This window comes from Bordetella genomosp. 9 (assembly GCF_002119725.1).
GTDB lineage: Bacteria > Pseudomonadota > Gammaproteobacteria > Burkholderiales > Burkholderiaceae_B > Bordetella_C.
This window is the reverse complement of the sequence record NZ_CP021109.1, coordinates 1,467,841-1,493,537: the sequence shown is the minus strand read 5'-3', so window position 1 is coordinate 1,493,537 and position 25,697 is coordinate 1,467,841. Positions and strand designations below refer to the sequence as shown.

Annotated in this window: 24 protein-coding genes and 1 other RNA gene; 14 read left to right on the top strand and 11 right to left on the bottom strand. The window is 65.4% G+C overall.

What is annotated here, in order from left to right:
* Positions 1-46: 46 nt before the first annotated feature.
* From pheA to gyrA, 3 genes are read right to left on the bottom strand one after another with little or no spacing between them, the layout of a single operon-like run.
* The gene (gene pheA, locus CAL13_RS06885; RefSeq protein ID WP_086071909.1) at positions 47-1,132 is read right to left on the bottom strand and encodes a prephenate dehydratase; all 1,086 of its coding nucleotides are present in this window, start codon (positions 1,130-1,132) and stop codon (positions 47-49) included.
* Positions 1,125-2,258: a 3-phosphoserine/phosphohydroxythreonine transaminase gene (serC, locus tag CAL13_RS06880; RefSeq protein ID WP_086071908.1), complete on the bottom strand. Its 1,134-nt coding sequence runs from the start codon at positions 2,256-2,258 to the stop codon at positions 1,125-1,127. Before serC ends, pheA begins: the two co-directional genes overlap by 8 nt.
* Positions 2,255-4,945, bottom strand: a complete 2,691-nt coding sequence (gene gyrA, locus CAL13_RS06875; RefSeq protein WP_086071907.1) for a DNA gyrase subunit A — start codon at positions 4,943-4,945, stop codon at positions 2,255-2,257. The genes serC and gyrA overlap by 4 nt, the downstream gene beginning before the upstream one ends.
* 497 nt (positions 4,946-5,442) lie before the next feature.
* Here gyrA and ompA point away from each other — a divergent pair, with 497 nt between their 5' ends.
* The 4 genes from ompA (at position 5,443) to ssrA (ending at position 8,219) form a co-directional block, all read left to right on the top strand.
* Positions 5,443-6,042 carry an outer membrane protein OmpA gene (ompA, locus tag CAL13_RS06865; protein WP_086056742.1) on the top strand — a complete coding sequence of 200 codons (600 nt, stop codon included), beginning with the start codon at positions 5,443-5,445 and terminating at the stop codon, positions 6,040-6,042.
* Positions 6,043-6,285: 243 nt separating this feature from the next.
* On the top strand, positions 6,286-7,005 hold the full coding sequence (gene ubiG / locus CAL13_RS06860; protein ID WP_086071905.1) for a bifunctional 2-polyprenyl-6-hydroxyphenol methylase/3-demethylubiquinol 3-O-methyltransferase UbiG: 720 nt from the start codon (positions 6,286-6,288) through the stop codon (positions 7,003-7,005).
* The gene (locus CAL13_RS06855) at positions 7,002-7,685 is read left to right on the top strand and encodes an HAD-IA family hydrolase (protein ID WP_086071904.1); all 684 of its coding nucleotides are present in this window, start codon (positions 7,002-7,004) and stop codon (positions 7,683-7,685) included. The genes ubiG and CAL13_RS06855 overlap by 4 nt, the downstream gene beginning before the upstream one ends.
* Positions 7,686-7,827: 142 nt before the next feature.
* Positions 7,828-8,219: a transfer-messenger RNA gene (ssrA, locus tag CAL13_RS06850) on the top strand.
* A 172-nt stretch (positions 8,220-8,391) separates the two neighbouring features.
* Here ssrA and CAL13_RS06845 read toward each other — a convergent pair.
* Positions 8,392-9,339: a LysR family transcriptional regulator gene (locus CAL13_RS06845; RefSeq protein WP_086071903.1), complete on the bottom strand. Its 948-nt coding sequence runs from the start codon at positions 9,337-9,339 to the stop codon at positions 8,392-8,394.
* Between the two features lie 95 nt (positions 9,340-9,434).
* Between CAL13_RS06845 and CAL13_RS06840 the strand changes: the two genes are divergently transcribed.
* Positions 9,435-10,706: an MFS transporter gene (locus CAL13_RS06840; protein ID WP_086071902.1), complete on the top strand. Its 1,272-nt coding sequence runs from the start codon at positions 9,435-9,437 to the stop codon at positions 10,704-10,706.
* A gap of 312 nt (positions 10,707-11,018) precedes the next feature.
* On the opposite strand, the gene CAL13_RS06835 is transcribed toward CAL13_RS06840, so the two are convergent.
* Entirely contained in the window at positions 11,019-12,161 is a 1,143-nt protein-coding gene (locus tag CAL13_RS06835; RefSeq protein WP_086071901.1) for an L-dopachrome tautomerase-related protein, read from the bottom strand.
* A 26-nt stretch (positions 12,162-12,187) separates the two neighbouring features.
* Positions 12,188-13,201 (bottom strand): zinc-binding alcohol dehydrogenase family protein, encoded by a 1,014-nt coding sequence (locus CAL13_RS06830; protein WP_086071900.1) that lies wholly within the window; start codon positions 13,199-13,201, stop codon positions 12,188-12,190.
* Positions 13,202-13,364: 163 nt separating this feature from the next.
* Here CAL13_RS06830 and CAL13_RS06825 point away from each other — a divergent pair, with 163 nt between their 5' ends.
* Positions 13,365-13,742 (top strand): winged helix-turn-helix transcriptional regulator, encoded by a 378-nt coding sequence (locus tag CAL13_RS06825; RefSeq protein ID WP_086071899.1) that lies wholly within the window; start codon positions 13,365-13,367, stop codon positions 13,740-13,742.
* Positions 13,743-13,817: 75 nt separating this feature from the next.
* On the opposite strand, the gene CAL13_RS06820 is transcribed toward CAL13_RS06825, so the two are convergent.
* The 3 genes from CAL13_RS06820 to aqpZ all read right to left on the bottom strand — a co-directional run bounded on the left by CAL13_RS06820 (position 13,818) and on the right by aqpZ (position 15,588).
* Complete coding sequence (locus tag CAL13_RS06820) at positions 13,818-14,174, bottom strand: hypothetical protein (protein WP_086056733.1); 357 nt, start codon at positions 14,172-14,174, stop codon at positions 13,818-13,820.
* 108 nt (positions 14,175-14,282) lie between these two features.
* Positions 14,283-14,756, bottom strand: coding sequence for an NUDIX domain-containing protein (locus CAL13_RS06815; protein ID WP_086071898.1), 474 nt, complete (start codon positions 14,754-14,756; stop codon positions 14,283-14,285).
* Positions 14,757-14,844: 88 nt separating this feature from the next.
* A complete protein-coding gene (gene aqpZ, locus CAL13_RS06810) occupies positions 14,845-15,588 on the bottom strand; it encodes an aquaporin Z (RefSeq protein WP_232467784.1) in 744 nt (247 codons plus the stop codon).
* 272 nt (positions 15,589-15,860) lie between these two features.
* On the opposite strand from aqpZ, the gene CAL13_RS06805 reads away from it, so the two are divergent.
* From CAL13_RS06805 to CAL13_RS06775, 7 genes are all read left to right on the top strand, one after another.
* Positions 15,861-16,988 (top strand): 3-deoxy-7-phosphoheptulonate synthase, encoded by a 1,128-nt coding sequence (locus CAL13_RS06805; protein WP_086056731.1) that lies wholly within the window; start codon positions 15,861-15,863, stop codon positions 16,986-16,988.
* 213 nt (positions 16,989-17,201) lie between these two features.
* Positions 17,202-17,483, top strand: a complete 282-nt coding sequence (locus CAL13_RS06800; protein WP_086056730.1) for a UxaA family hydrolase — start codon at positions 17,202-17,204, stop codon at positions 17,481-17,483.
* A 12-nt stretch (positions 17,484-17,495) separates the two neighbouring features.
* Positions 17,496-18,671, top strand: a complete 1,176-nt coding sequence (locus CAL13_RS06795) for a UxaA family hydrolase (protein ID WP_086056729.1) — start codon at positions 17,496-17,498, stop codon at positions 18,669-18,671.
* A gap of 186 nt (positions 18,672-18,857) precedes the next feature.
* Entirely contained in the window at positions 18,858-19,877 is a 1,020-nt protein-coding gene (locus CAL13_RS06790; RefSeq protein WP_086071897.1) for a Bug family tripartite tricarboxylate transporter substrate binding protein, read from the top strand.
* 18 nt (positions 19,878-19,895) lie between these two features.
* The gene (locus CAL13_RS06785; RefSeq protein WP_086071896.1) at positions 19,896-20,825 is read left to right on the top strand and encodes a hydroxyacid dehydrogenase; all 930 of its coding nucleotides are present in this window, start codon (positions 19,896-19,898) and stop codon (positions 20,823-20,825) included.
* Between the two features lie 23 nt (positions 20,826-20,848).
* Entirely contained in the window at positions 20,849-21,856 is a 1,008-nt protein-coding gene (locus CAL13_RS06780) for an Ldh family oxidoreductase (RefSeq protein WP_086071895.1), read from the top strand.
* An 82-nt stretch (positions 21,857-21,938) separates the two neighbouring features.
* The gene (locus CAL13_RS06775; protein WP_086056725.1) at positions 21,939-22,835 is read left to right on the top strand and encodes an NAD(P)-dependent oxidoreductase; all 897 of its coding nucleotides are present in this window, start codon (positions 21,939-21,941) and stop codon (positions 22,833-22,835) included.
* Here CAL13_RS06775 and CAL13_RS06770 read toward each other — a convergent pair.
* The gene (locus CAL13_RS06770; protein ID WP_086071894.1) at positions 22,805-23,686 is read right to left on the bottom strand and encodes a ferritin-like domain-containing protein; all 882 of its coding nucleotides are present in this window, start codon (positions 23,684-23,686) and stop codon (positions 22,805-22,807) included. The genes CAL13_RS06775 and CAL13_RS06770 overlap by 31 nt on opposite strands.
* Positions 23,687-23,745: 59 nt before the next feature.
* Here CAL13_RS06770 and CAL13_RS06765 point away from each other — a divergent pair, with 59 nt between their 5' ends.
* The gene (locus tag CAL13_RS06765) at positions 23,746-24,882 is read left to right on the top strand and encodes a GNAT family N-acetyltransferase (protein ID WP_086071893.1); all 1,137 of its coding nucleotides are present in this window, start codon (positions 23,746-23,748) and stop codon (positions 24,880-24,882) included.
* 37 nt (positions 24,883-24,919) lie between these two features.
* On the opposite strand, the gene CAL13_RS06760 is transcribed toward CAL13_RS06765, so the two are convergent.
* Positions 24,920-25,645, bottom strand: a complete 726-nt coding sequence (locus CAL13_RS06760) for a GntR family transcriptional regulator (protein WP_198297928.1) — start codon at positions 25,643-25,645, stop codon at positions 24,920-24,922.
* Between the last annotated feature and the right edge of the window lie 52 nt (positions 25,646-25,697).

Sequence of the window (25,697 nt, the reverse complement as noted above, 5' to 3'; positions counted from 1 at the left end):
CGCGCCGCCGCGGGCCGGAAACGTCCGCCGACGGCGCAGGGCGCCTTCATTGCGCGGGATAGGAGCCGAGAAGTTTGAAGAAAGCCACTTGCGACCGCAGGGCGTCGAACGCGCGGGCGACATGCGGATCCTGTGCGTGCCCCAGCACATCGACGTAAAAATAGTATTCCCACTGGCCCGTGCGAGCGGGACGCGATTCGAAGCGCGTCATGGAAACCTTGTTCTCCGCCAGCGGCGCAAGCATCTCGTAGACAGCGCCCGCACGATTGGGTACGGCCAGGATCAGGCTGGTCTTGTCGTTGCCGGTGGGTTGCGACGGAATCGAACCCAGCGCCAGGAAACGCGTGCGATTGTGGGGATCGTCCTGGATGCCGGCGCTCACGACGCGCAATCCCCAGGTCGCCGCCGCCGACTCGCCGGCGATGGCCGCCACGGTCGGATCCTGCGCCGCGACGCGCGCCGCCTCGGCGTTGCTGGCGGCGGCGGAACGCGCCAGGTCCGGGTGATTGCGGCTCAGCCAGACCTGGCACTGCGCCAGCGCCTGCGGATGCGCCATGACGGTCTTCACGCCGTCCATGGTGCCGTCCTGGGACATCAGACAGTGGCGGATCACCAAGGAGCGCTCGCCCATCACCGTCAGCGTGGTATTGAGCAGCAGATCGAGCGTCCGATTGACCGCGCCTTCGGTGGAATTTTCCACCGGCACCATACCGACGTCCGCCTGCCCCGCCTCCAAAGCGCGGAAAACCTCGTCGAAGGACGGGCACGGCAGTTTGTTGACGGCATGACCGAAATGCTCGAGCGCGGCCTGTTCCGAATAGGAGCCTTCCGGCCCCAGGTAGGCGAGCGTCAGGCCGCGCTCCAGGCCCCGGCACGCGGACACGATCTCTGTCCAGATGGCGGCCACCGCCTCGCGCGGCAGCGGCCCGTTGTTCAGCTGCTGGAGGCGGCGGACCACTTCGGATTCGCGGTCCGGCCGCAACACGGGCCCGTCGGCATTTTCGGCGTGCTTCACCTCGCCCACCTCCATCGCCGTCCGCGCGCGCTGTGTCAGCAATTCCAGAATCTGCGCGTCGATCGCGTCGATGCGCTCACGCAAGGGCCGCAGTTTGTCGGCGAGGGAATCAGCCATGGCGTCGCTCGAAGTCCTGCATATAGGCCACGAGCGCCTGCACCGCCTCCAGGGGCACCGCGTTGTAGATGGACGCCCGCATGCCGCCCACGCTCTTGTGCCCCTTCAGCTGGGTCAGCCCCGCCTCGTCGGCGCCCTTCAGGAAAGCGTCGTTGAGCGATTCGTCGGCCAGGACGAATGGCACGTTCATGCGCGAACGCGCAGGCGCGTGGACGGGATTGCGGTAAAAGCCGGAGTTGTCCAGGTAACCGTACAGCAGCTCGGACTTCGCAATGTTCATGCGTTCCATCGCCGCCACGCCGCCCTGCGCCTTGATCCACTTGAACACCAGGCCGGCGATATAGATCGCATAGGTGGGCGGCGTATTGAAGCGAGAATGCTCCGGCGCCACATTGGCGTAGTCGAAGGCGGAAGGGCAGATGGGCAAGGCATGGCCGATCATGTCGCGGCGGATCACCACGACCGTCACGCCCGCCGGGCCCGCGTTCTTCTGCGCGCCTGCGTAGACCATGCCAGTGCGCGACACATCCAGATGGCGCGACAGGAAATGGGACGAGGCATCGACGACCAGCGGAACGTCATCCACGCCCAATTGCCCGGCCGTGGGCCAGTCCGCGATTTCCACGCCGCCGATGGTTTCGTTGCTGCAGAAATGCAGGTAGGCAGCGTTCTTGCGGACCTTCCAGGTTTCGACCGGCGGCACCCAGGTCCAGGGCTTTTGCGTTTTGCCGTCCAGCTCGGTCTCGCTGCCGCTGGAGGCCGCGACGTGCACGTCCCCGTACTTGGCGGCTTCCTTGTGCGACTTGACCGACCACTGGCCGGTCAGCACATAGTCCGCCGCGCCGGCGCCGCGCCGGCCGATCAGGTTCATGGGGACGATGGCGTTTTCGGCCGTCGCGCCGCCCTGCATGAAGAGCACGGCGTAATCGTCCGACACGCCGAGCAGCTCGCGCAGATCCTGTTCCGCCTCGTCGCAGATCTGGACGAAGTGCTTGCCGCGATGGCTCATCTCCATCACGGACACGCCGCTGCCATGCCAATCGAGCATCTCTTCGGCGGCCTGCCTGAGCACCGCCTCGGGCAGCGCCGACGGCCCCGCCGAGAAATTCCACAGACGCGCCATCATTCCTCCGTCGGCTCGTTAGACTCGCTGGAATCGCTGGAATCGCTGGAATCGCCGCCGTCCGCCGTACCGGGCTCGGAGCCAGTCGGGTCGCACTGGGCCTCGGCTTCGCTGTCGAGGTCGGCATCGCTTTCCACCACCCGGCGCACGCCCGACAGACGGCTGCCGTCGTCCACGCTGATCAGGGTCACGCCCTGCGTCGCGCGACCCATTTCGCGGATCTCCGCCACGCGCGTACGCACCAGCACGCCGCCCGTGGTGATGAGCATGATCTCATCCTCGGGCTTGACCAGTACTGCCCCAACGACCTTGCCGTTGCGGGAAGACGTCTGGATGGCGATCATGCCCTTGGTTCCGCGGCCATGGCGCGTGTATTCGGTGATGGGGGTGCGCTTGCCAAAGCCGTTTTCGGTGGCGGTCAGAACGCTCTGCGCTTCGTCGCCGGCCACGATCATGGCGATGACCGCCTGGCCCTCTTCCAGCATCATGCCCCGCACGCCGCGCGCATTGCGGCCCATCGGGCGCACATCGTTCTCATCGAAGCGCACCGCCTTGCCGCCGTCGGAGAAAAGCATGACGTCGTGCTTGCCGTCGGTCAGGTCGGCGCCGATCAGATAGTCGCCCTCGTCCAGATCAACGGCGATGATGCCGGCCTTGCGCGGGTTGGAGAAGTCGGACAGCGGGGTCTTCTTTACCGTCCCGCGCGAAGTCGCCATGAACACGTAGTGATCTTCGCTGAACTCCTTCACCGGCAGCACAACGTTGACCTTTTCACCTTCGGCCAACGGGAACATATTGACGATGGGCTTGCCGCGCGACGTGCGGGTGCCCTGCGGCACTTCCCACACCTTGAGCCAATACACGCGGCCGCGGTTGGAGAAGCAGAGCAGATAATCGTGCGTGTTGGCAATGAAGAGCTGGTCGATCCAGTCATCGTCCTTCATTGCCGTGGCCTGCTTGCCCCGGCCGCCACGTTTCTGGGCGCGATACTCGGACAACGGCTGGCTCTTGATATAACCGCCATGCGACAGCGTCACGACCATATCGGTCGGCGTGATCAGATCCTCGGTATCCAGCTCGGTGGCGTTCAGTTCGACTTCGGAACGCCGGACGTCCTTGGCCGCCGTGGAGAATTCCGCCTTGATGGCCTGCAGCTCGTCGCTGATGATCGAAGTAATGCGTTCCGGCTTGGCGAGAATGTCGAGCAGGTCCGCAATGGTCTCCATCACTTCCCTGTATTCGCCGACAATCTTGTCCTGCTCCAGCCCGGTCAGGCGCTGCAGACGCATGTTCAGGATTTCCTGCGCCTGCGTGTCGCTCAAGCGGTACAGGCCGTCGCTCTGCATGCCGTAGCTGGGCAACAGGTCGTCCGGCCGGTAGGCAGCGATGCCGCCCGGGGTTTCGCCATCGGCGCGGGCCAGCATCTCGCGCACCAGCGAGGAGTCCCAGGACCGCGACATCAATTCCTGCCGCGCCACCGGCGGGGTGGGCGCGGCCTTGATGATGGCGATGAACTCGTCGATGTTCGCGAGCGCCACGGCCAGACCTTCCAGCACGTGGCCGCGCTCGCGCGCCTTGCGCAACTGGAAAACCGTGCGCCGCGTCACCACTTCCCGGCGGTGCTGCAGGAAGTACTCCACCAGCTGCTTCAGGTTGAGCAGGCGCGGCTGACCATCGACCAGCGCCACCAGATTCATCCCGAAGGTATCCTGCAGCTGCGTATTCTTATAGAGGTTGTTGAGAACAACCTCCGGCACTTCGCCGCGCTTGAGCTCGATGACCAAACGCATGCCTTCCTTATCCGACTCGTCCCGGATATCGGAAATGCCCTCGATCTTCTTCTCGTTGACCAGTTCGGCGATGCGTTCCTGCAGCGTCTTCTTGTTGACCTGGAACGGGATCGCGTCGACCACGATGGCCTGACGGTTACCCTTTTCCATGTCTTCGATGTGGGTCTTGGCCCGCATCACGACCCGGCCGCGGCCGGTGCGGTAGCCTTCGCGCACGCCGGACAGCCCGTAGATGATGCCGCCAGTGGGGAAATCCGGCGCCGGGATCAGCTCGATGAGCTCGTCCACCGTGCATTCCGGATTGCGCAGGCAGTACAGGCAGCCGTCGATGACTTCATGCAGATTGTGGGGCGGGATGTTCGTCGCCATCCCCACCGCGATGCCGGAGCTGCCGTTCACCAGCAGGTTGGGCAATCGCGACGGCAACAGCAGCGGTTCCTTTTCGCTGCCGTCATAGTTGGGCCCGAAATCGACCGTTTCCTGGTCGATGTCAGCCAGCAGCTCATGAGCGATCTTCGACAGGCGGATTTCGGTATACCGCATCGCCGCGGCATTGTCCCCGTCGATGGAGCCGAAGTTGCCCTGCCCGTCCACCAGCATGTACCGCAGGGAGAAGTCCTGGGCCATGCGCACGATCGAGTCGTATACCGCCTGATCGCCGTGCGGGTGATATTTACCGATGACGTCGCCAACGATACGAGCGGACTTTTTGTATGGGCGGTTCCAGTCGTTGTTCAGCTCGTGCATGGCGAACAGCACACGCCGATGCACGGGTTTCAGCCCGTCGCGCACATCGGGCAGGGCCCGGCCCACGATCACGCTCATGGCGTAATCGAGGTAACTGCGACGCATCTCTTCTTCCAGCGATACCGGAAGCGTCTCCTTGGCGAAGGAATCCATATATATAAGCAGTGGCGACTCGATTGAAGCCGTGGCCCCATGGCGACCGCCGGCGGCCAGACGACCTGGCCCCGACCGCCGCACGGTCCGGTTCGCGGGCAGGTCTGGAACGACCTGAAGCCGCGGACGCGAGTGCGGCATGCGTCGGGGAAACAGGAAATTCTATCATTCCAATCGCCGCAGCCGCCTCCGGCGGCGGGGCCGGAAACGGGTTGGCCCGGGGCCGCCGTGCTCATCCATGGCGGTTTCGCGACGCTTCCCGGCCTGTTGCCAAAAACCAACATAGGGCAAGGACTGGGCGGCGAAATGGTCCAGTCCGGCATGAATGCGCGGGCCAGTGCACGACAAATGCCTTAAGATTGTTTCCAGCACGCAGGAAACCCAGTCGCAATCCTTTGAACCTGTTCTTGGCGTTGCTATACTGGCCCCGTTTTCCTGATAGCGGCGGGGGTTCGCTGCGAGTCACTTATCCAGCTTCAAGCTCAACGAGGAGAAACATGAACAAACCCTCCAAATTCGCTCTGGCGCTCGCGTTTGCCGCCGTTACGGCCTCCGGTGCAGCCTCGGCCCAGACCGTCGACAACTGGCGCAACCCGTTCGGCAACGTGTGGAAAAACGGCACCAACGAATTGTGCTGGCGTGACGCGTTCTGGACCCCTGCCACCGGCATCCCGGGTTGCGACGGCGTGCCCGTTGCGCAAGCCGCGCCCAAGGCTCCGGCTCCGACCCCGATGGCCGCCAAGGTCGTCTTCAACGCCGACACCTTCTTCGACTTCGACAAGTCGACCCTGAAGCCGGAAGGCCGCCAACTGCTGGATCAAGTTGCTCAGCAAGCGCAAACCATCGACCTCGAAACGATCATCGCCGTCGGCCACACCGACTCGATCGGTACCGAAGCCTACAACCAGAAGCTGTCCGAGCGCCGTGCCGCCGCGGTCAAGACCTACCTGGTGAGCAAGGGCGTCCCGGCCGACCGTATCTACACGCAGGGCAAGGGCGAATCGCAGCCGATCGCGGACAACAAGACCGCCGCTGGCCGCGCCAAGAACCGCCGCGTGGAAATCGAAATCGTCGGTACCCGCAAGGCCGGTCAGTAATCGCTGCCGACGCTACAATGAAGGGCCTCGCTTCGGCGAGGCCTTTTTTTTCGCCTGCTCGGTTGTCTTTCTGTGCCGGGCGCCGAGGCGTGACGCGTTCCCGGTAGACGGAACCAGCGGGGCGCCGGCGGGTCCCTGGGCATCTCCATGCCGGCCCGCCTTCCTGGCGGGCCGATGACAGAGACAGGCACGCCAGGCGGCACGCCTCTAATATATATAAGCCTTCATTACTCATTTCCCGTCATGACCCACACGCCCACCTCCCCCGCCGCCAATGCCGACCAGGCTGAGCTCGCCAAATTCAGCGCCCTGGCTGCCCGGTGGTGGGACCCCGACAGCGAGTTCAAGCCCTTGCACGCCATCAATCCGCTGCGGCTGGATTGGATACGCCAGAGCGTCGGCACCCTGGCAGGCAAGCGGGTTCTGGATGTGGGCTGCGGCGGCGGAATATTGTCCGAAAGCATGGCTGCCGACGGAGCGGACGTCACCGGCATCGATCTAGCTGAGAAGTCCCTGAAGGTCGCACGACTGCATGGCCTGGAGTCCGGCGTCAAGGTGGAATACCGTGCCGTCGCCGTCGAGGACCTGGCAGTAGAGCAGCCGGGCGCATACGACGTCGTCACGTGCATGGAAATGCTTGAGCACGTACCGGACCCCGCGTCCGTCGTGCGCGCTTGTTCCACCCTGGTCCGCCCGGGCGGCTGGGTCTTCTTTTCCACGCTCAATCGCAACGCGAAATCCTTTCTTTTTGCCATCGTCGGCGCCGAATACGTGCTGCGCCTGCTGCCGCGCGGCACGCACAGCTACGAGAACTTCATCAAGCCCAGTGAGCTGGCCGCCGCCGCCCGGGCTGCCGGTCTGGAGCCGGTGCAGATAACCGGGATGACCTACAACCCAATCACGCAGATCTACGCCCTGGGCTCCGACGCCTCGGTGAACTATTTGATGAGCACGCGCAAATGAGCGCCCTGATCCTGTTCGACTTCGACGGAACGCTCGCCGATACCGCCCCCGATCTGGCGGGGGCTGCGAACCGCCAGCGCGTGCGCCGCGGGCTGGAGCCGATGCCCTACGAATTGCTGCGTCCCGTCGCATCACAAGGCGCCCGCGGCCTGTTGCGGGTGGCGCTGGGCATGCTGCCGGATCACCCGGAATTCGAGGCGGCCCGCGCCGAGTTTCTGGAAGACTATGCCGCCAGCTCTACCGTGGAAACACGGCTCTTCCCGGGCATCCGGGAGCTGTTGAACGACATCCGCGCCAGAGGCCATGCCTGGGGCATCGTCACCAATAAGGTGACCCGCCTGACCCTTCCCATCGTCGAGTTTCTCGGCCTGACGGACGAAGCCGCCACGCTGGTCTGCGGCGATACCGCGCCGCGCGCCAAGCCCTACCCCGACCCCCTGCTCCACGCCGCCCGCGATGCGGGCTACGCCACCGGCCAGTGCGTGTATGTGGGGGACGACCTGCGCGATGTGCAAGCTGCGCACGCCGCCGGCATGCCGGCCGTTGCCGCTGCCTACGGCTACCTGGGCGGCGACCATGACGTCACCCTGTGGGAAGCCGACGCCCGCGCGGATAGTCCTGAAGCGCTATGGGAAGCGATTGAAAGCGTGATGCCGGGCGCGCAAGCATCCACGGCCTGAGCTATGGGTGCTTTTTGCGATCTCGGGCTTGATTGGCCGCATCTTGCCCCTATATACGTGGAACTGCCGCCTTTTTGTCTGCCGCACAGCGGGGGCGATAAGGCAGCATCAAGATCCCATTGAGAGTACAATGGAGACAACTGGGGCCGATCCGGATTCGACGTGGGTCGCGAAACAGTGCAGGGCATGCCGAGCACCAGTCCGCTCGTAAATCCACTGGAAAACCATAAACGCCAACGACGCGTTCTTCGCTCAAGCCGCTAACGCTTAATGAGCCGCTGCACTGACTTGTCTTTGGGTCAGGCGGAGGAAGGTAAAACTTCCTAGAGGGCAACCTCGAACCGCAGCAGTGTCATCGAACAAAGAATCGGCATGTACTGGGGTCACACGGTCCATGCTTAAATTACGTGAATCGCTCTGGTCCGGCCTGTCGGCTGGCTAAGGCCAGGGTTAAAACCAAATAGGTCGACTACGCATGTAGAACTGCCTGCAGAGGGCTTGCGGACGGGGGTTCAATTCCCCCCGGCTCCACCAGATTCGCAGGGAAATCAAGACGTTAGAAGATGGCCAGCCCTATAAGCTGGCTATTTTTTTGCCTGCGCCCCTACCAGGCGGATCGGCGGATTGCCGAACCGGTCGTCGAGACGGGGATGCGAACCCGCAGGGATACGGGAGCATCGCGGGCCGGCCTCACCGCCTCGTCGCGCTACCCCAGCGCTTGAGGCCCTATGTTCAACCACTGCCCCAGTTCCGCGCGCATCGTATCGATGAAAGCGCGCAGCCTGCGCGGCTGCAGCCGGCTCGCGGGGTAGACAAGGTAAAGGGGCAGCGCGCTGGCCTGCCATTGCGGCGCGAGCTGTCGCAGCCGGCCTTCGCGCAGGTCTTCCTCGAATATCCATGTCGATGCCACCCCGACGCCTAACCCCAGTATGGCGGCGGTGCGCAGGGCATACAGGCTGTCGGTCGCCATGCGCGGCTGGATCGGCACGCGTACGGATTCGCCGGTGGCCGTATTGCTCAGGGCGATCCCGTCGCGATAGAAGGTGCGCAGGGCCAGCCAGGGAAGCCCCGCCAGCTCGCCGGGATGCTGCGGCACGACGCCGTTTGGCAGCAAGGACGGGGCGGCGACGATGATGCGTGGCACGTCGCCCAGCTTGATCGCGACGACGGATTCGTCGGCGACCTCGCCCACACGAATCGCGCAGTCCACTCCGTCCGCCACGAAATCCGGCATGCGGTCGTTCAGCAGCCATTCCACCCGCATCCCGGGGTAGCGCTCCAGATAGGTGGCCAGCGGCCCGACGAAGCGCTGCTGGCCGAAGGCGTGGGGCACGACGATCCTCAGGGTGCCCACAGGCTGCTGGCCGGCTCCACGCACCTCGCTGTCGAAGGCCTGCCAGGACGCGATCAGCTCCTCGGCCCGGTCGTAGCAGCGTCGTCCGTCTTCGGTAAGTTGCATGCCATGCGTGGAACGCTGGATCAGGCGTACGCCCACAGCTCGCTCCAGCGCCTGCAGCCGGCGGCTTACGGTGGGCTGCGTTGCGCCCAACTGTTCGGCGGCGGCGCTGAGGCTGCCGGCATTGACGATACGCACGAACGTATCGATGAGGGTCAGGCGGTCGGCGCCGCCTTTGTCGGTTATCGGATCGGCCATGCGTCAGACGTATAACCGATCTTCGTCGGAGCCGTCTACCGCATCGTCTCTCTTGAGGACAGAATGCGGCACCACAGCGAACTCTGGACTACATCATGGCAACCATACGACCAACGCATGAAGGGCAGACAGCATATCGCCCGCTTTCCCCTTTACTGCTGTTGCTGCTTGCGATTTCGGCCGGAATCGGCGTCGCATCGCTCTATTACATCCAGCCTATGCTGGGCGTCCTTGGCCCGGATATCGGCGCCAGCGGCAGGACAGTAGGCTGGCTGCCGACCTTGACGCAACTGGGCTACGCCGCTGGCATCCTGTTCCTGGCGCCGCTTGGCGACCGCTACGATCGCAAGCGCATCATCCTGATCAAGGCCGTTCTCCTCAGCGTGGCGCTTCTGTCCAGCGGTATGGCGCCATCGTCCGGCGCCTTGCTGGCGGCCAGCTTCGCCATCGCACTTTCCGCGACCTTGGCTCAGGACATCGTTCCCGCTGCAGCGGTCCTCAGCCAGCCGCATCAAAGAGGCAAGACCGTGGGCACGGTAATGACCGGCTTGCTGCTCGGGATTTTGCTGTCGCGTGTCATCAGCGGGTTTGTTGCCGACCACTTCGGCTGGCGCACGATGTTCCACGCCGCAGCCTTCGCCGTTCTGGTGCTGGCAGTGATCCTGTGGCGCGGCCTGCCTTCGTTCGCACCGACGACCCGGCTGCCTTATGCCGCCTTGCTGGCTTCCATCGGACAACTATGGCGCAAGCACCCTGCCCTGCGTCTGGCCGCGTGGTCGCAAGGGATGCTGTCGCTCGCATTCAGCGCGTTCTGGTCGACCCTGGCGATCATGCTGCACGGCCAGCCTTTCAACCTGGGCCCCAGCGCGGCGGGCGCATTCGGCATCGCGGGTGCCGTGGGCGCCCTGGCCGCGCCGGTGGCGGGCCGCATGGCGGATCGTCACGGTCCGGGCGTGGTCAGCAAAGCCGGAGCGGGCCTGACGGCCTTGTCCTTCGCCGCGATGGTGCTGATGCCTTCCTTGCCGGCCACGGGCGCACTGTGGCTGCTGGGCTTGAGCACCGTCGGCTTCGACCTCGGCATCCAGGTTGCCTTGATTTCGCATCAGACGATCGTGTACGGGCTGGATCCTGCCGCCCGCAGCCGGTTGAACGCCGTATTGATGGTCGGCGTGTTCGTCGGCATGGCGATCGGCGGCGTGCTGGGCAGCCTGGCCCTGGCCAACTTCGGCTGGTTGGGCGTGACCGCGGTGGGAACGTGCGCAGCCCTGCTGGCCCTGGCGCTCAGATGGCGAGCGACTGGAGCCGCGGCGCACGCATTGTCGGATCACGTGGATGATGCCGGCCGGTCCGGTCTGTCGGCTGGCTAAGGCCCAGGCGACTCAGCGGTCTCAATCCATACGCCCTCTTTCGGAATCACCCTGGGACAGTCCAGCCCCATACAGGAACGACTTGATATTCTTGCCATGGGTTATGTATCTCGTCGTTTCGCTGGCTACGGCCTGGGGCTGTGTTTTCTCGTGTGAGAAAGGATTCATAAAAATCGGATTGCACCCACAGGGGACCCGCCGCGTCCGGCGCTGATGGGAGACTCCAACGCGCACGGGCTTACATAGCGGTGAAGGCGCCTTCAATCATGAGCGCGTCCGAATTTGGGCGCTGATGCCGGCGCCTTGCCAGCCTTACTTCAACGACACCGGGCCGCCATCGATCGGAATGCGCAGCAGCTTGTAGGGCTTGCGGCGCAGGTCCGCGCCCTCATGGAAATTGGGCTGGCGATCCAGCTGGTTGGCGGTGAAATACAGATACCCGTCGCTGCCTGTCGCGAAGGTATCGGGCCACTGGATTTCGGAGGACTCCGCGATGGTCGTCCACTGGCCGTTTTCGAACATGCGGACGCGATGGTTTTCGTAGTCGCCGGCGTAAACGCGGCCCCGGTCGTCGGCTTCCAGCCCGTCGGACGCCCCTTTCAAACCTAAATCCTTGACCTGCCGCGACAGCTGGGCGTCGCTGATGGAGCGGTCCCGCAGCTCCGCCGTGGGTACCGCATAGAGATGACGGCTGGAAAGCGGCGAGTAGTAAAGCGTGCCGCCATCGGCGGACAGCGCGATGCCGTCGCTCGCCACCCGGAACTTCGAGGGCTTGCCGCCTTTTGGACGAACCATCAGCGGCTGGCCGTCGATGACCGGTTGGAAATCCGGATCCGGCGAGGTGGTGCGGTCGCCGCTCAGCCGCCGGAACGCGCGCCCGGTGGCGAGGTCCACCACGATGATGCCGCCGGGGCCGCTCATCGACGAATCCGTTATGTATGCCACGCCCTCTTTCCCTTGCCTCAAGTCAAAGCGGACGTCGTTCACATAGGTGGTCGGCAGGACGACATCGTCGGACAAAACGATGATCTTCGCGATGCGGTTGGTGTTCAGGTCAACGGCGACCAGCTTCGCGCCGCCGCGGATCGGCGGCTTGAACGCCGGGGCCCCGGTATCGAGGATCCAAAGCCGGCCGCTGCCATCCGCCACCACGCTTTGCACGCTGATCAGCGTATCGACGGGACGATCCGGATCGGCTTTGTTGAAGGCGGCGTCCGGGTACGGCACCGCCTTGCCGTTGACGATTTCCGCGACGGTGAAGGGGACGTCGTCGCCCCACCGCGGATAGTTGACGAAGATGCGGCCGCCGCCGCTGACCGCCACGCCGGTCGGCATGGCATCGTTGAAGGTGGCTACGGTTTCGATGCGGCGCAGCCCGGCGTCGGCATGCGCGGCAGCCCCCCATTGCAGCAAGAGGACGGCGGCCAATGCCGGAATCGTTCGCTTCAACTTCATGATGTGCGCTCCGTGAAGGCGACGGCTCAGAAGCCGCTCAGGACGATCTTGCCGATGCCGCGGCCGCTTTCGATCGCGGCGTGCGCGCGCTTGAGATTTTCGGCATTGATGGGGCCGTAGTCTTCCTGCAGCGTGGATCGCAGGACGCCGCTATCGACCAGCGCCGAGACTTCCATCAGGATTTTGTGCTGCCCCACCATGTCGGGCGTTTGATAGAGCGTGGGCGTAAACATCAGCTCCCAGTGCACGGACAGGCTCTTGCGCTTGAAGGGCACGATGTCGAAGGCCTGCGGATCGTCGATCAAGGCCAACGCGCCATGCGGCGCCAGCGCTTCCAGGATGGCGGCCTGATGTTTGTCCGTGGCGGTCAGCCCCGCGACATACCGGACCTGCGGGATGCCGATTTCCTTCAGGCCTTCGTTCAAGGGCCGGCGATGATCGATGACGTGATGCGCGCCCATGGCCTTGGACCACGCGATGGTTTCCGGACGGGAGGCGGTGGCGATGACGGTCAGGCCGGTAAGGCGCCGCGCCAGCTGCGTCAGGATGGATCCCACGCCGCCGGCGCCGTTCACGATAAGGATCGCGTCATCGGAAATCATGCGGCCGAAAGGCACGCCGAGCTTGCCGAACAGCAGCTCCCACGCCGTGAGCGACGTGAGCGGGAGCGCGGCGGCCTGCTGGGCGTTCAAGCTGCGCGGCTTGGCGCCGACGACCCGTTCGTCCACCACATGGTATTGGGCGTTGGTGCCGGGACGGTCGATCGCGCCGGCATAGAACACTTCATCGCCCGGCTTGAACAGCGTGACGCCGGCGCCCACGGCCTCGACGACGCCAACGGCGTCATAGCCGAGGATACGCGGCTGGCCGGCCGGCGGCGTGGCGCCCGAGCGCAGCTTGACGTCTACCGGGTTGACCGATACGGCCTGCACCTGGACCAGCAGATCGCGCGGCCCGGGAGTGGGCTTGTCGACTTCGATGTCGACCAGCGACTTGGCGTCGCCGATGGGAAGATTGTTGTAGTACGCAACCGCTTTCATGGAGGTTCTCCTTCAAAAAGTACCGATGGGCGCGATGGCCGTCATCCATGAAAGCGACTATGCTACGTATAACGACACCGTGCAAGAACGCACATAAACCGCCCATAGTGTCAAAAAAGATACTACCCCTACTACCCCCCTGCTACCCCGTTGGAGCCGATATATGCCGCGAACCCGTCACGATCGACTCGACTGCAGCCCCGGCTGCGCCGTCGAAGCCACACTCAGCGTCATCGACGGAAAGTGGAAAGGCGTGATTCTTTACCACTTGTCCTTGGAGAAAGTGCTGCGGTTCAACGAACTGCGCCGTCGTCTGCCCAATGTGACGCAACGCATGCTGACCAATCAGCTGCGGGAGCTGGAAAGCGATGAATTGATCGTCCGCACCGTCTATCCCGAGGTTCCCCCGCGCGTTGAGTACCGCCTGTCCGAACGCGGACGCACCTTGGGGCCGGTGATTCGCGCGCTGAAGACCTGGGGCGATACCCATATGCGCGATGTGATCGTAAAAGCCGCCGAACCCGTGAAGAAAGCGGCCTGAACCCGGCCGCCCCGCCGGCCCGCCGGCCCAAGCATAGGGAACGCACACACCGGTGGGATCGACAGCCAGCCGGCGTCAGGCCGACATTCTGGAAGCAACGTTTCTCAGCGCAGCGACATCGCGCTCGAGCAACGCCTCCAGCCGGGCGCGGTCTTCAGGACGACGCGACGCCTGCCATGCATCGGCGGCCTTGCGCGCCTGCTGAGACAGCGCGCCCAGTTTCGATAGTGCCGCCATCGCCTTTTCCATCGATATCGCTGGCGCGTTGGAATCCTGGGGCTGTCCGGCGCGGGAGGTTTCCGGCGCCCCTGTTGCGCCGTAATAGAACACCGCGCGTGTCTGTCGACGCTTCGACGTGGCCGTATCGGCGAAGTGCTCAGCCTGCGGAAACGGAATCGTGGGGGTTTCGGCGCGGCCGGTGCCAATGCGCATTCATGCTCTCCTAAATCGCAAAAAAAGGCGTCAGTGTGCGCCACCGGCCGTTTGGTGCCCCTTTGGGCGGAAAGGATATGTCCGATTCAGCAGCCCCGAGACAGCGAGTCAGCGCTGATCCTCGTTGACGAGCACGTGCCACAGGCGCTCTATCAACGGCGCCTGGGCGGGCAGAATTTTTTCTCGGGCCTGCGAGAGCGAAAACCATGCGGCGCGATCCACCTCTGGGAAGCGCTGCAGGCGGCCGCTCCTGGGCGGCCACTCCATTTCGAAGGTGTTGCTGCGAAGTTGCGCGGGCTCGAAGTCGCCCTCGACCGCGAATGCAATGACCAGCTTGCCGCCGCGTTGCCGCACCTGCCCCAGCGACCACAGCTTGCCCTGCGGGGCGACGCCCAGTTCTTCCTCGAACTCGCGCACCGCCGCGGCGGCGGGCTCTTCGCCAGGCCCGATCTCGCCCTTTGGAATCGACCAGGCACCGTCATCGCGCCTGGACCAGTACGGTCCGCCGGGATGGACGAGAAGAAGCAGCGGACCGTCGATCGCCCGCCGATACATCAGGATGCCCGCGCTGGTGGTAGCCATGATCAGGGTTACACACCAGGCAGGGCCGATCGTCAAGGCCCGGCGTCCCTTGCCCGCGTTCAGGCCAAGGGACGCCAGCGTCTTCAGATCAAGCGCGCGCGGCCGATTTGTGGACGGCGCCCAGGTCCTGGCTGCCGGCCTCGGGCGCGGATAGGCAGCGATACACCACGCCGCCGACAATGCCGCCCAGGATGGGCACCAGCCAGAACATCCACAATTGGTCCACCGCCCAGCTACCCTGGAACAGCGCGACGCCGGTGCTGCGGGCCGGGTTGACGGAGGTATTCGTCACCGGGATGCTGACAAGGTGGATAAGCGTCAGGGCCAGACCGATGGCCAGCGGCGCAAAGCCGGCGGGCGCCCGTTTGTCGGTCGCGCCATGGATGACGAGCAGGAAGAAAGCCGTCAGGACGAATTCCGCGACCATGCACGCCGCCAGCGTATACCCGCCGGGCGAATGGGCGCCATAGCCGTTCGACGCGAAGCCGGCGGTCGGGTCGAAGCCGGTTTTCCCGCTGGCGATGACGTACAGGACTGCGCCAGCGGCGAGGCCCCCGGCCACCTGGGAAACCACGTACGGCACGATGTCCTTGGTCGCGAAGCGGCCGCCGGCCCACACGCCGAACGTCACGGCAGGATTGAAATGCCCCCCGGAAATATGGCCCACCGCGTAGGCCATGGTGACCACCGTGAGGCCAAACGCCAGCGCCACGCCGGCAAAACCGATACCGAGATCGGGAAAGGCGGCCGCCAGCACAGCGGATCCGCATCCCCCGAACACCAGCCAGAACGTACCGAAAAACTCCGCCAGACAACGCTTGCCCATCATCATTGCTCTCCTGTGAAAAACGGCCGCCGCGGCTCGCCGCATCTTCAGGCGCTCAGCGTCTGCGACGCTTGGCCCCAAGAAACGATGAATCGGGCCCCTCCCGGCATGCCCACATGGATGAGCATTGGCCGGACAGAAATGTACACCGTTATAACGACAGAAGGTAACAATCCGTGCGCTTTTGCGCGCTGCATAAACGGTAAGCAAGCGTGTGGAAGGGACGGCGGCCCCTAGGCCCGGAGGGATAAAATCGCGGATTGCCCTGGAGAACCGTTTTGAACCGTCTGGACGACCCTCACCACGACCGCGAGGTCGGCAGCGCCGACTCCACCCTGGATACCACACGTATCGACGACGTGCGCATCGGCGCGGTCCGCCCCCTGATTTCCCCCGCCCTTCTGCTGGATGAATTGCCGGTTTCGCCGGCCATACAAGACCTGGTGGAGGGCACGCGCGCGGCCATCGCCGACGTCCTGCACGGGCGGGACGATCGGCTGGTGGCGGTCGTGGGCCCCTGCTCCATCCACGACCACGATCAGGCCATGGATTACGCCCGCCTGCTAAAGGCGGCCGCCGATGAATTCCGGCAAGACCTCCTGATCGTCATGCGTGTGTATTTCGAGAAGCCGCGCACCACGGTCGGCTGGAAGGGCTATATCAACGACCCGCGCCTGGACGGCAGCTACCGCATCAACGAAGGTCTGCGCCGCGCGCGTGAACTGCTTTTGGACATCGCCGGACTCGGCTTGCCGACCGGCACGGAATTCCTGGACCTGCTGAGCCCGCAATACATCGCGGATCTGATCGCCTGGGGCGCCATCGGCGCACGGACCACCGAAAGCCAGAGCCATCGGCAGCTTTCTTCGGGGTTGAGCTGTCCGCTGGGATTCAAGAACGGCACCGATGGCAGTGTCCAGATCGCGGCCGACGCGATCGTCGCGGCGCGGGCGAAGCATGCCTTCATGGGCATGACCAAGATGGGCATGGCCGCGATCTTCGAAACCCGCGGCAATGACGATACGCACGTGATTCTGCGCGGCGGCAAACAAGGCCCGAATTACGACGCCGCCAGCATCGACGCCTGCTGCGACATCCTGAAGCGCGCCGGCCTGCGTGAAAAGGTCATGGTGGACTGCTCGCACGCGAACTCGAACAAGTCGCACAGCCGGCAGGTGGAAGTGGCCGCCGACCTGTCCCGCCAGATCGCCGGCGGCGATGGCCGCATTGCCGGGGTCATGATCGAAAGCCACCTGGAAGAAGGACGCCAGGACCTGAAACCGGGCGCGCCGCTGCGGCGCGGCGTTTCGATCACCGACGCGTGCCTGGGGTGGGCGCAGACCGAGCCGGTGCTGCGCCAGCTGGCCGCGGCCGTCGGCCAGCGCCGCGCAGCCCGCCGTCCCTGAGCTCGTGCGCCGCGGCCCCACAAGGCCGCGGCCCCGTTTCCTGCCCCCAAAGCGCCGCCTCATGCGTCCTTCGCCGCCTCCTCAATTCGCCACCTCAATTCATATATATGATTTGATTGACATGCATGAAATTCGAAAATAACATGGCTGGCACGATCAACAGCGGGCACGGCGCAAGGTGCAATCGGCCGTGCCGCCACCAGGAGGAAGGACATGATTCATGCCGTATTGCACGACGCGAAGGACACGGTCGCCGTGGCCGTCGTCGAGGGCATCACCGCGGGCACCGATCTGAACGCCTGGATCATGGATGAGGACAAGGTCATCCAGGTCAAGGCCAAGCAGGACATTCCCATCGGCCACAAGGTCGCGCTCAAGGACATGAAGGTCGGCGACACCGTCTACAAGTACGGGGTCGACATTGGCAAGGTGGTGGCCGACATCCAGGTGGGCCAGCACGCGCACGTTCACAACATCAAGACCAAGCGTTGGTAAGGGGAAACTTCCATGGCTGTTATTTCCGCATCCACCACCTTCCGCGGGTATCGCCGCGACAACGGCCGCGTCGGCGTGCGCAACCACGTCATCGTGCTGCCCGTGGACGATATCTCCAACGCCGCCGCCGAGGCCGTTGCCAATAACATCAAGGGCACGATGGCCCTGCCCCATCCGTATGGGCGCCTGCAATTCGGCGAGGATCTGGAGCTGCATTTCCGCACCCTGATCGGCACCGGCTGCAATCCCAACGTCGCCGCCGTTGTCGTGATCGGCATCGAGGAAGGCTGGACCAAGCGCGTGGTGGACGCCATCGCCGCAACCGGCAAGCCGGTGGCCGGTTTCTCGATCGAACTGCACGGCGACCTGGACACCATCATGCGCGCCTCCAAGGCCGCCAAGGAATTCGTCCATTACGCAACGTCCCTGCAGCGCACGGAGTGTCCGATCAGCGATCTGTGGGTCTCGACCAAATGCGGCGAGTCGGACACCACGTCGGGTTGCGGCGCCAACCCCACGGTCGGCAATGCCTTCGACAAGCTGTATCCGCTCGGTACGACCCTCGTCTTCGGCGAAACCTCCGAACTGACCGGCGGCGAACACATCGTCGCCGAACGCTGTGCCAACGACGCGGTGCGCGAACGCTTCATGTTCATGTTCGACCGCTACCAAAAAATGATCGATCGCTGGAAGACCAGCGACCTGTCCGAATCGCAGCCCACCAAGGGGAACATCGCCGGCGGCCTCACGACGATCGAAGAAAAGGCCATGGGCAACATCCAGAAGATCGGCAAGAAATGCCGCGTGGACGGCGTACTGGACAAGGCCGAAACGCCGACCCATCCGGGCCTGTGGTTCATGGATTCGTCCTCGGCCGCGGCGGAAATGGTCACCCTCTGCGCCGCTTCCGGATACGTCGTGCACTTCTTTCCGACCGGCCAGGGCAACGTGATCGGCAATCCCATCCTGCCGGTCATCAAGATCTGCGCGAACCCGCGCACGGTGCGCACCATGTCCGAGCATATCGACGTCGACACCTCTGGCCTGCTGCAGCGTGAGATCGACCTGGACCAGGCCGGCGACAAACTGCTGGAGTGCATGCTCGCCACGGTCAACGGCCGCTGGACCTCCGCCGAAGCGCTGGGTCACCGCGAGTTCGTGCTGACGCGCCTGTTCGAAAGCGCCTGACGTCCGCCGGCGTTGGCGCTGCCGGTTCCGGCTGGCAGCGCCCGCGCCTCGGCCCCAGGCCGGCTTTTTCAGACGTACCGGCGCAGGGGCTGACATTCCCTGGCGCACCGGCCCGCAGATGGCCGGGCGCCGCCCGCCCGCGCACACCCGCTTGCGCGGGCGTCCCCAAATCGGAGGAGACACCCCATGAAACGCGTATCCACGGCTCTGCCGCTTTCGGCTGGCCGCCGTTCCACCCTGGCGGCGATGGGTGCAGCCGGACTCACCCTGTTGACGCCGCTTTCCAAGGCCCTGGCGCAAGGCGGCCAGTGGCCCTCGAAACCGATCAACTACGTCGTACCCTTTCCGCCCGGCGGCCTGACCGACGTGGCCGCGCGCCAGGTCGCAAAGGCCGTCACGTCCGCGGAAGGCTGGAACATCGTGGTCGAAAACAAGCCGGGCGGCAGCGCCAACATCGGCGCCGCCTATGTCGCCCGCGCCGAGCCTGATGGCTGCACATGGCTGGCGATCACCATGTCGCACGCGGCGAACGCCACCCTGTTCGCGGGCAAGGCCGGCTACGACCTGATGAAAGACCTGGTGCCCATGGCAGGCCTGGCGTCATCGTCGATGATGGTGGTGGTACCGGCCAAGAGCGACATCAAGACGCTGGATGATCTGACGCGCGCCGCCAAGGCCAAGCCCGGCGGGTTGTCGGCCGGCTCCAGCGGCAACGGCACGCCGCCGCACCTGACCCTGGCGCTGTATCAGCAATTGACGGGCACCAAGCTGCTGCACGTCCCGTACAAGGGCGGCGCGCCTTCACTGACCGATCTGATCGGCGGACAGCTGGATGTGATCTTCTCCAACTATCCGGAATCGCTTTCCTACGTGAAAAGCGGCCAGCTGCGGGCCCTGGCCGTCACGACCAAGCAGCGCAGCCCGGATCTGCCCGATGTGCCAACGGTGGCGGAAGCTGGCTTGCCGGAATTGGTCGTCGAGAATTTCACCGGCGTCATGGCCCCGGCGGGCACCGACCCCAAACTGGTGGAACGCATCGGCAAGGCCATCGAAAAACAGGTCTCGCAGCCGGAGATGAAAAAGACGCTGAGCCAGCTGGGCTTCGTCGCGCAGCCGCGCGGCCCCGAGGAATTCAAGCAGTACCTGGCCAGCGAGGTGGCGCGTTGGAGCAAGACCATTCACCAGGCCAACATTCAAGTCGGTTGACACCCGGAGCCCGCAGCCATGCATATCGTCATTTCCGAGTTCATGGACGCCGCGGCCGCCGATCGGCTGCGGCGCGACTTCGATGTCCGGTACGAGCCGGACCTGGTGGACCGCCGCGCCGATCTGCTGCGCGCGCTGGCGCAGGCCGATGCCCTGATCGTACGCAACCGGACCCGCGTGGACGCCGAGGTGCTGGCCGCCGGACGCGCCCTGAAGGCGGTGGGCCGGCTGGGCGTGGGCCTGGACAACATCGACGTGGCGGCGTGCCGTGAACGCGGGATCGCGGTGTTGCCGGCGACGGGGGCCAATGCGCGCGCCGTGGCCGAATATGTGGTTACCAGCGTCCTGGTCCTGACGCGCGGCGTCTTCCACGGCAGCGCGCAGGTTGCCGAAGGCGGATGGCCGCGAGCGGCCATGTCCAACGGCCACGAAATCGATGGCCGCACGCTTGGCGTGGTGGGCTTCGGCGGCATCGGACGGCTGACGGCGCGGCTGGCGCGCGGGCTGGACATGCGCGTGGTCGCGTATGATCCGATGCTGGCCGAAGACGATCCGGTCTGGGCGGAAACCGGCGTGACGCCGCTGGCCTTGGCGATGCTGTTGGCGCAATCGGACGCGGTCACGCTGCACATCCCCTTGACCGAAAATACCCGCAACCTGTTCGATGCATCTCGCATCGCCGCCATGAAGGACGGCGCGGTGCTCGTGAATACCGCGCGCGGGGGCATCGTCGACGAAGCCGCGCTGGCGCAGGCGTTGCGCGCCGGCAAGCTGGCGGGTGCCGCGATCGACGTCTTCGGCGAGGAGCCGCTGCCGGCGGGCAGCCCGCTGGCGGGCGCGCCGAATCTGATCCTGACGCCGCACATCGCGGGTCTGTCCGAAGAGGCGAATACACGTGTCTCCGACATGGTGGCGCAGCGGGTGGCGGAAACATTGAAGCAAGGCTGACCAGCCGACACCAGGAAGGAAAGATGGCAACGATTCAACTCGACGCGCTGCATGAACTGGCCGTGGCCGCGCTGCAAGGCGCCGGCGCGAGCCCCGAGATGGCCGCGCATACCGCTCGCGCCCTGCTCTACGCCGAAGCGCAGGGCATCGCCTCGCACGGCGTTTCGCGCGTGCCCTTCTATGCGACGCATCTGCGCAATGGCCGCGCGGACGGCGCCGCCGTAGCCCGCATCGCGCGCGAGCGCGGCGGCGCGGTCCTGGTGGACGCCGCGGACGGTCTGGCCTTCCCTGCCTGCGCCCTGGCCATCGAACAGGCGATCAGGCGGGCGCGCGAGAACGGGGTGGCGTTCGCGGGGGTATGCAACAGCCATCACTTCGGCGTCGCGGCCTACCATCTGGACGCGGTCGCGCGCGCCGGCATGGTCGGCCTGGCAATGGGGAATTCGCCCGCCGCCATGCCGGCGTGGGGCGGCAAGCGCGCCCTGTTCGGCACGAACCCCATCGCGGCCGCCTTTCCGCGCCGCGACGAACTGCCGCTGGTGATCGACCTTTCGCTTTCCGAAGTGGCGCGCGGCAAGCTGATGGTTGCCGCCCGCGAAGGAAAGCAGATTCCCATCGGCTGGGCCCTGGACGCCCAGGGCAATCCCACGACAGATCCGAAGGCGGGCCTGGCCGGCAGCATGCTCCCCATGGGAGGCGTCAAAGGCGCCATGCTGGCCCTTACGGTGGAATTGCTGGCCTGCGCATTGACCGGCGCGCATTTCGGCTTCGAGGCCGATTCCTTCTTCACCGAGGAAGGCAACCGGGCGCGTATCGGCCAGGCTTTCCTGGTCATCGACCCGGACGCCCTGGCCGGCCGGGCCGCCTATCTGGATCGCGTGGAAACCCTGGTCGCGGCGATGCTGGCCGACGAGGGCGTGCGCCTGCCCGGGCAGCGCCGCGCCGGTCTGGCGCGGCAGGCACGGGAAAGCGGCGTCAATGTGCCTGACGCGCTCATTGCCGAGATGAAGCAACTGGCTGGACGGGCGTAAGCGCCACGCAGGGGCGGCCGTTATATGATGGCCTCCCGCCTCCAGTCCGGGGCGGCCATCCGCTTCCAAAGGAGGACGAGACATGCAGGCCGGCAAAATCCGTATCGGAATCATCGGCGTGGGCCAGATGGGCCACGGCATCGCCTTCAACATCGTCAAGGCCGGCTACCCGCTGGTGTTGCTCGATCATCCCGGCAACCAACCGGTGGACGATCTGCTGGCGCGCGGCGCGGCCAAGGCCTCCACGCCGGCGGAAGTCGCGGGCAGGAGCGACGTGGTCATCCTGTGCGTGACCGGAACGCCGCAAGTGGAAGACGTCCTGTTCAAGGCCGAGGGCGTGCTGGCCGGGATGCGGCCCGGCACGATCGTCATCGATTGCTCCACCGCCATACCCTCGTCCACGCTGAAGGTCGCGCAGGCGGTGCAAGCCGCCGGCGGACGCTTCCTGGATGCGCCCATGACACGCACGCCGAAGGAGGCCGCCGAGGGGCGCCTGAATTTGATCGTCGGCGGCGACCCGGCGCTGTTCGAAGAATGCAAACCGGTCCTGCAGGCCTATGCGGAAAACATCGTGCATGCCGGCCCGGTCGGCTCGGGCCATCGCTTGAAGCTGCTGCACAACTATGTATCCCTGGGTTTTTCCGCGGTGCTCGCCGAAGCCGCGGCATGCGCGAAGCTTGCCAACGTCGATTCCGCCGTACTGCTGGATATCCTGGCGAAGGGCGGGGGCGGCGGCGTGGTGCTGGAAAGACTGCGGCCCTTCATCGAATCCGGCGATACGGGCAACTTCCGCTTTTCCATCTCGAATGCGCTGAAGGACATGGGGTACTACACCACCATGGCGGAAGAAACCGGCGCGCCCCGCGGCACGGCCCAGGCGGTACGCGACACCTATGCCGCCGCCACGCGGGCGGGCATCGCCGACGCCGCCGTGCCCGAGATGATTGCTTATCTGGCGCAGGGCGGCGCCAAGGGCTGAGCCGCACCGCCCTGGGCTTGCCCGGCCAGCGCGGATAGCTCCGCCTCATCGAAGCCGGCCGCGCGCCGCGCCTGCAAATTGAACGGCCCGCGCTGCCTGGGCGCGGCATAGCGGCGCGCCAGCTCCGCATGCCAGTCCACGCTGTCCCGTCCATGGCGCTCGCACAGATAGCGCCACCAGCGGTTGCCGATGGCCACATGGCCGATCTCGTCCCGCAGGATGATGTCGAGGATGGCCGCGCCGGCCTCATCGCCCACGGATAGCAGCTTGTCGCGGATCTGCGGCGACGCGTCCAGGCCGCGCGCCTCCAGCACGCGCGGCACCAGGGTCAACCGCGCGGCCACATCGTCGCGGGTTTTTTCCGCCATCTCCCATAGCCCGTTGTGGGCCGGAAAATCGCCGTACGCCCGTCCCAGCGTGGCCAGATGCCCGGCCAGCAGCCGGAAGTGCCCGGCCTCCTCGCGCGCCACGCGCATCCAGTCGCGGTAGAAATCCGGCGGCATGCCGGGAAAGCGCCAAACGATGTCCAGGGCCAGATTGACCGCGTTGAACTCGATATGCGCAAGGGCATGGATGAGCGCGGCGCGGCCGTCGGGCGTGCCGACCGGCCGCGGCTTGAGCTGCGCGGGCGGAACCAGTTCGGGGCGGGCCGGCCGGCCGGGCAATTCCCCGCTGGGCGCCAGTACGGCTTCGACGTCCACCGGCGCATCGGCCGGAATGGCCTGAACGGCGGCCAGCTTGTCCGGCCACGAAGATAGAGCAAGCGCATGCAGCGCCGAGCGCCGCAAATCGGCGGCGCAGCCATCGACCCGGCAAGGCCCGCCGGCGGAAGAAACGAAAACATCGACCATCGCGCAAGCGTACTTGAAAACGGCTGCCCTATACTGCCTGAGCCTGCCTGTGAAACATCATGACCGCCGACCTACGCCTGCAAGTCCTGGATACCCTCAACGATGTGGACCCGGCCCAATGGGACGCCTTGGCGGGCCCGCAGCCGTTTCTACAGCATGCTTTCCTGTCCGCCCTCCACGATACCGGCTGCGCGTCCCCGGATACCGGCTGGTCGCCCTTGTACCTGAGCCTGTGGCGCGACGGCGGGCTCGCCGGCGCGATGCCCCTGTACGTCAAGGGGCACTCGCGCGGCGAGTACGTGTTCGATCAGCTGTGGGCCGATGCCTTCGCGAGGCATGGCCTTCGCTACTACCCGAAATTGTTGTCGGCCGTGCCTTTTACGCCCGTGACGGGGCCGCGCCTGCTGGCGGCCGCGCATGAAGACCGCGTGGCGCTGGCGCGCGGCGCGATGGAACTGGCGGCGCGGCTGAAGCTGTCGTCCCTGCACGTGCTGTTTCCCGCCGGAGAAGATCTGGCGGCGCTGCGCGACGCCGGCTACCTGGTGCGCGAGGGCGTGCAATTCCATTGGCGTAACGAGGGCTATGCCGACTTCGACGCCTTCCTTGGCGCGCTGAACCACGACAAGCGCAAAAAGCTGCGGCAGGACCGCAAGCGCGTCGCCGCCGCCGGCATCTCCTTCCGGTGGCTGCGCGGCCAGCAGATCGACGGCGACACCTTGCGATTCTTCCATCGCTGCTATCAGGAGACCTACCGGAACCACTGGTCTTCGCCGTACCTGAGCCTGGGTTTTTTCGAACGCGCCCTTCGCGCAATGCCCGATGCGTTTGTCCTGATACTGGCCTGCCGCGGGGACACGCCCATCGCCGCGGCCCTGAACATGACGGACGGCGCCGCGCTTTACGGCCGACATTGGGGCACCCTGGAATTCGTTCCCGGGCTGCACTTCGAAACCTGCTACGTGCAAGGCATCGAATACTGCCTGGCCAACGGCATCGATCGTTTCGAGGGCGGGGCGCAAGGCGAGCACAAGATGGCGCGCGGGCTGCTGCCCACGCCTACGTACTCCGCCCACTGGATCGCCGACCGCCGCTTCGCTCATGCCATCGCGGACTTCCTGGACCAGGAAGGCGCCGCGATGCAGGATTACCGCGAAGCGCTGTCGTCCCACACGCCGTTCCGGCAAGGCGCCCAATGACCGCCCGGCGCGCCGCGCGATGCGCGCGGCATGCGGCTCAGCCCTCGGCGACGCCGAACCAATCCGGATTGCGCGCGCGTATCGGTTCGAACGAGATCGTAAGCTCGCGCAGATGTTGCTGCATGGCGGCGCGCGCCGCCTGCGCATCCCGGGCGTGCAGGGCTTCGAAGATGGCTTCGTGCTGTGCGATCAGCACGTCCAGCGGAGTCACGTCCGCCAGGCTCAGATAGCGGACGCGATCCATGTTGGCCTTGATGTTTTCGATCGTCTGCCAGACCGACGGACAATCGGCGGCGTTGGCGACCGCCTGGTGAAAGGCATCGTCCAGGTCGAGGAAGGCCGCCGTGTCGTTGCGGCGCGCGGCGGCGCGCTGGCCGGCCAGCAGGCCCGCAATGGCGTCGATCTGCGCCGGCGTGACGCGTTCCGCCGCCCTGGCGGCCACGGCGACTTCAACCGCTTCGCGAATGAAGCGGCCATCTTCGACGCGCTTGGGCGATATCTTCATGACGAAAGTGCCGCGCTGCGGCAGCACCTGCACCAGGCCCGCTTCGCCCAGCTTGATGAAGGCTTCGCGCACCGGCTGCCGCGAGACGCCGAAGCGATCGGAGATATCTTTTTCCGATAGCGGCGATCCTGGCGGGAAAACGCCTTTGACGATCGACTCGCGCAAGGCCCGGTAGATGCGCTGGTTCACCGGCCCCTGCATGTCGTCCAGCCTGGGCAGCGCCGGGGCTTCGCTGCCCGCATTCGCGCGCGACCTCATCGTTCATCCCCTCGTGTTCGGATTTGCGTCCTGGGCGGTACGGCAAGGCGCA

Excerpts from the sequence above, each read along its gene's own strand:
- pheA (WP_086071909.1), bottom strand. The coding sequence starts at position 1,132 with ATGGCTGATTCCCTCGCCGACAAACTGCGGCCCTTGCGTGAGCGCATC.
- serC (WP_086071908.1), bottom strand. The coding sequence starts at position 2,258 with ATGATGGCGCGTCTGTGGAATTTCTCGGCGGGGCCGTCGGCGCTGCCC.
- gyrA (WP_086071907.1), bottom strand. The coding sequence starts at position 4,945 with ATGGATTCCTTCGCCAAGGAGACGCTTCCGGTATCGCTGGAAGAAGAG.
- ompA (WP_086056742.1), top strand. The coding sequence starts at position 5,443 with ATGAACAAACCCTCCAAATTCGCTCTGGCGCTCGCGTTTGCCGCCGTT.
- ubiG (WP_086071905.1), top strand. The coding sequence starts at position 6,286 with ATGACCCACACGCCCACCTCCCCCGCCGCCAATGCCGACCAGGCTGAG.
- CAL13_RS06855 (WP_086071904.1), top strand. The coding sequence starts at position 7,002 with ATGAGCGCCCTGATCCTGTTCGACTTCGACGGAACGCTCGCCGATACC.
- CAL13_RS06845 (WP_086071903.1), bottom strand. The coding sequence starts at position 9,339 with ATGGCCGATCCGATAACCGACAAAGGCGGCGCCGACCGCCTGACCCTC.
- CAL13_RS06840 (WP_086071902.1), top strand. The coding sequence starts at position 9,435 with ATGGCAACCATACGACCAACGCATGAAGGGCAGACAGCATATCGCCCG.
- CAL13_RS06835 (WP_086071901.1), bottom strand. The coding sequence starts at position 12,161 with ATGAAGTTGAAGCGAACGATTCCGGCATTGGCCGCCGTCCTCTTGCTG.
- CAL13_RS06830 (WP_086071900.1), bottom strand. The coding sequence starts at position 13,201 with ATGAAAGCGGTTGCGTACTACAACAATCTTCCCATCGGCGACGCCAAG.
- CAL13_RS06825 (WP_086071899.1), top strand. The coding sequence starts at position 13,365 with ATGCCGCGAACCCGTCACGATCGACTCGACTGCAGCCCCGGCTGCGCC.
- CAL13_RS06820 (WP_086056733.1), bottom strand. The coding sequence starts at position 14,174 with ATGCGCATTGGCACCGGCCGCGCCGAAACCCCCACGATTCCGTTTCCG.
- CAL13_RS06815 (WP_086071898.1), bottom strand. The coding sequence starts at position 14,756 with ATGGCTACCACCAGCGCGGGCATCCTGATGTATCGGCGGGCGATCGAC.
- aqpZ (WP_232467784.1), bottom strand. The coding sequence starts at position 15,588 with ATGATGATGGGCAAGCGTTGTCTGGCGGAGTTTTTCGGTACGTTCTGG.
- CAL13_RS06800 (WP_086056730.1), top strand. The coding sequence starts at position 17,202 with ATGATTCATGCCGTATTGCACGACGCGAAGGACACGGTCGCCGTGGCC.
- CAL13_RS06795 (WP_086056729.1), top strand. The coding sequence starts at position 17,496 with ATGGCTGTTATTTCCGCATCCACCACCTTCCGCGGGTATCGCCGCGAC.
- CAL13_RS06790 (WP_086071897.1), top strand. The coding sequence starts at position 18,858 with ATGAAACGCGTATCCACGGCTCTGCCGCTTTCGGCTGGCCGCCGTTCC.
- CAL13_RS06785 (WP_086071896.1), top strand. The coding sequence starts at position 19,896 with ATGCATATCGTCATTTCCGAGTTCATGGACGCCGCGGCCGCCGATCGG.
- CAL13_RS06780 (WP_086071895.1), top strand. The coding sequence starts at position 20,849 with ATGGCAACGATTCAACTCGACGCGCTGCATGAACTGGCCGTGGCCGCG.
- CAL13_RS06775 (WP_086056725.1), top strand. The coding sequence starts at position 21,939 with ATGCAGGCCGGCAAAATCCGTATCGGAATCATCGGCGTGGGCCAGATG.
- CAL13_RS06770 (WP_086071894.1), bottom strand. The coding sequence starts at position 23,686 with ATGGTCGATGTTTTCGTTTCTTCCGCCGGCGGGCCTTGCCGGGTCGAT.
- CAL13_RS06765 (WP_086071893.1), top strand. The coding sequence starts at position 23,746 with ATGACCGCCGACCTACGCCTGCAAGTCCTGGATACCCTCAACGATGTG.
- CAL13_RS06760 (WP_198297928.1), bottom strand. The coding sequence starts at position 25,645 with ATGAGGTCGCGCGCGAATGCGGGCAGCGAAGCCCCGGCGCTGCCCAGG.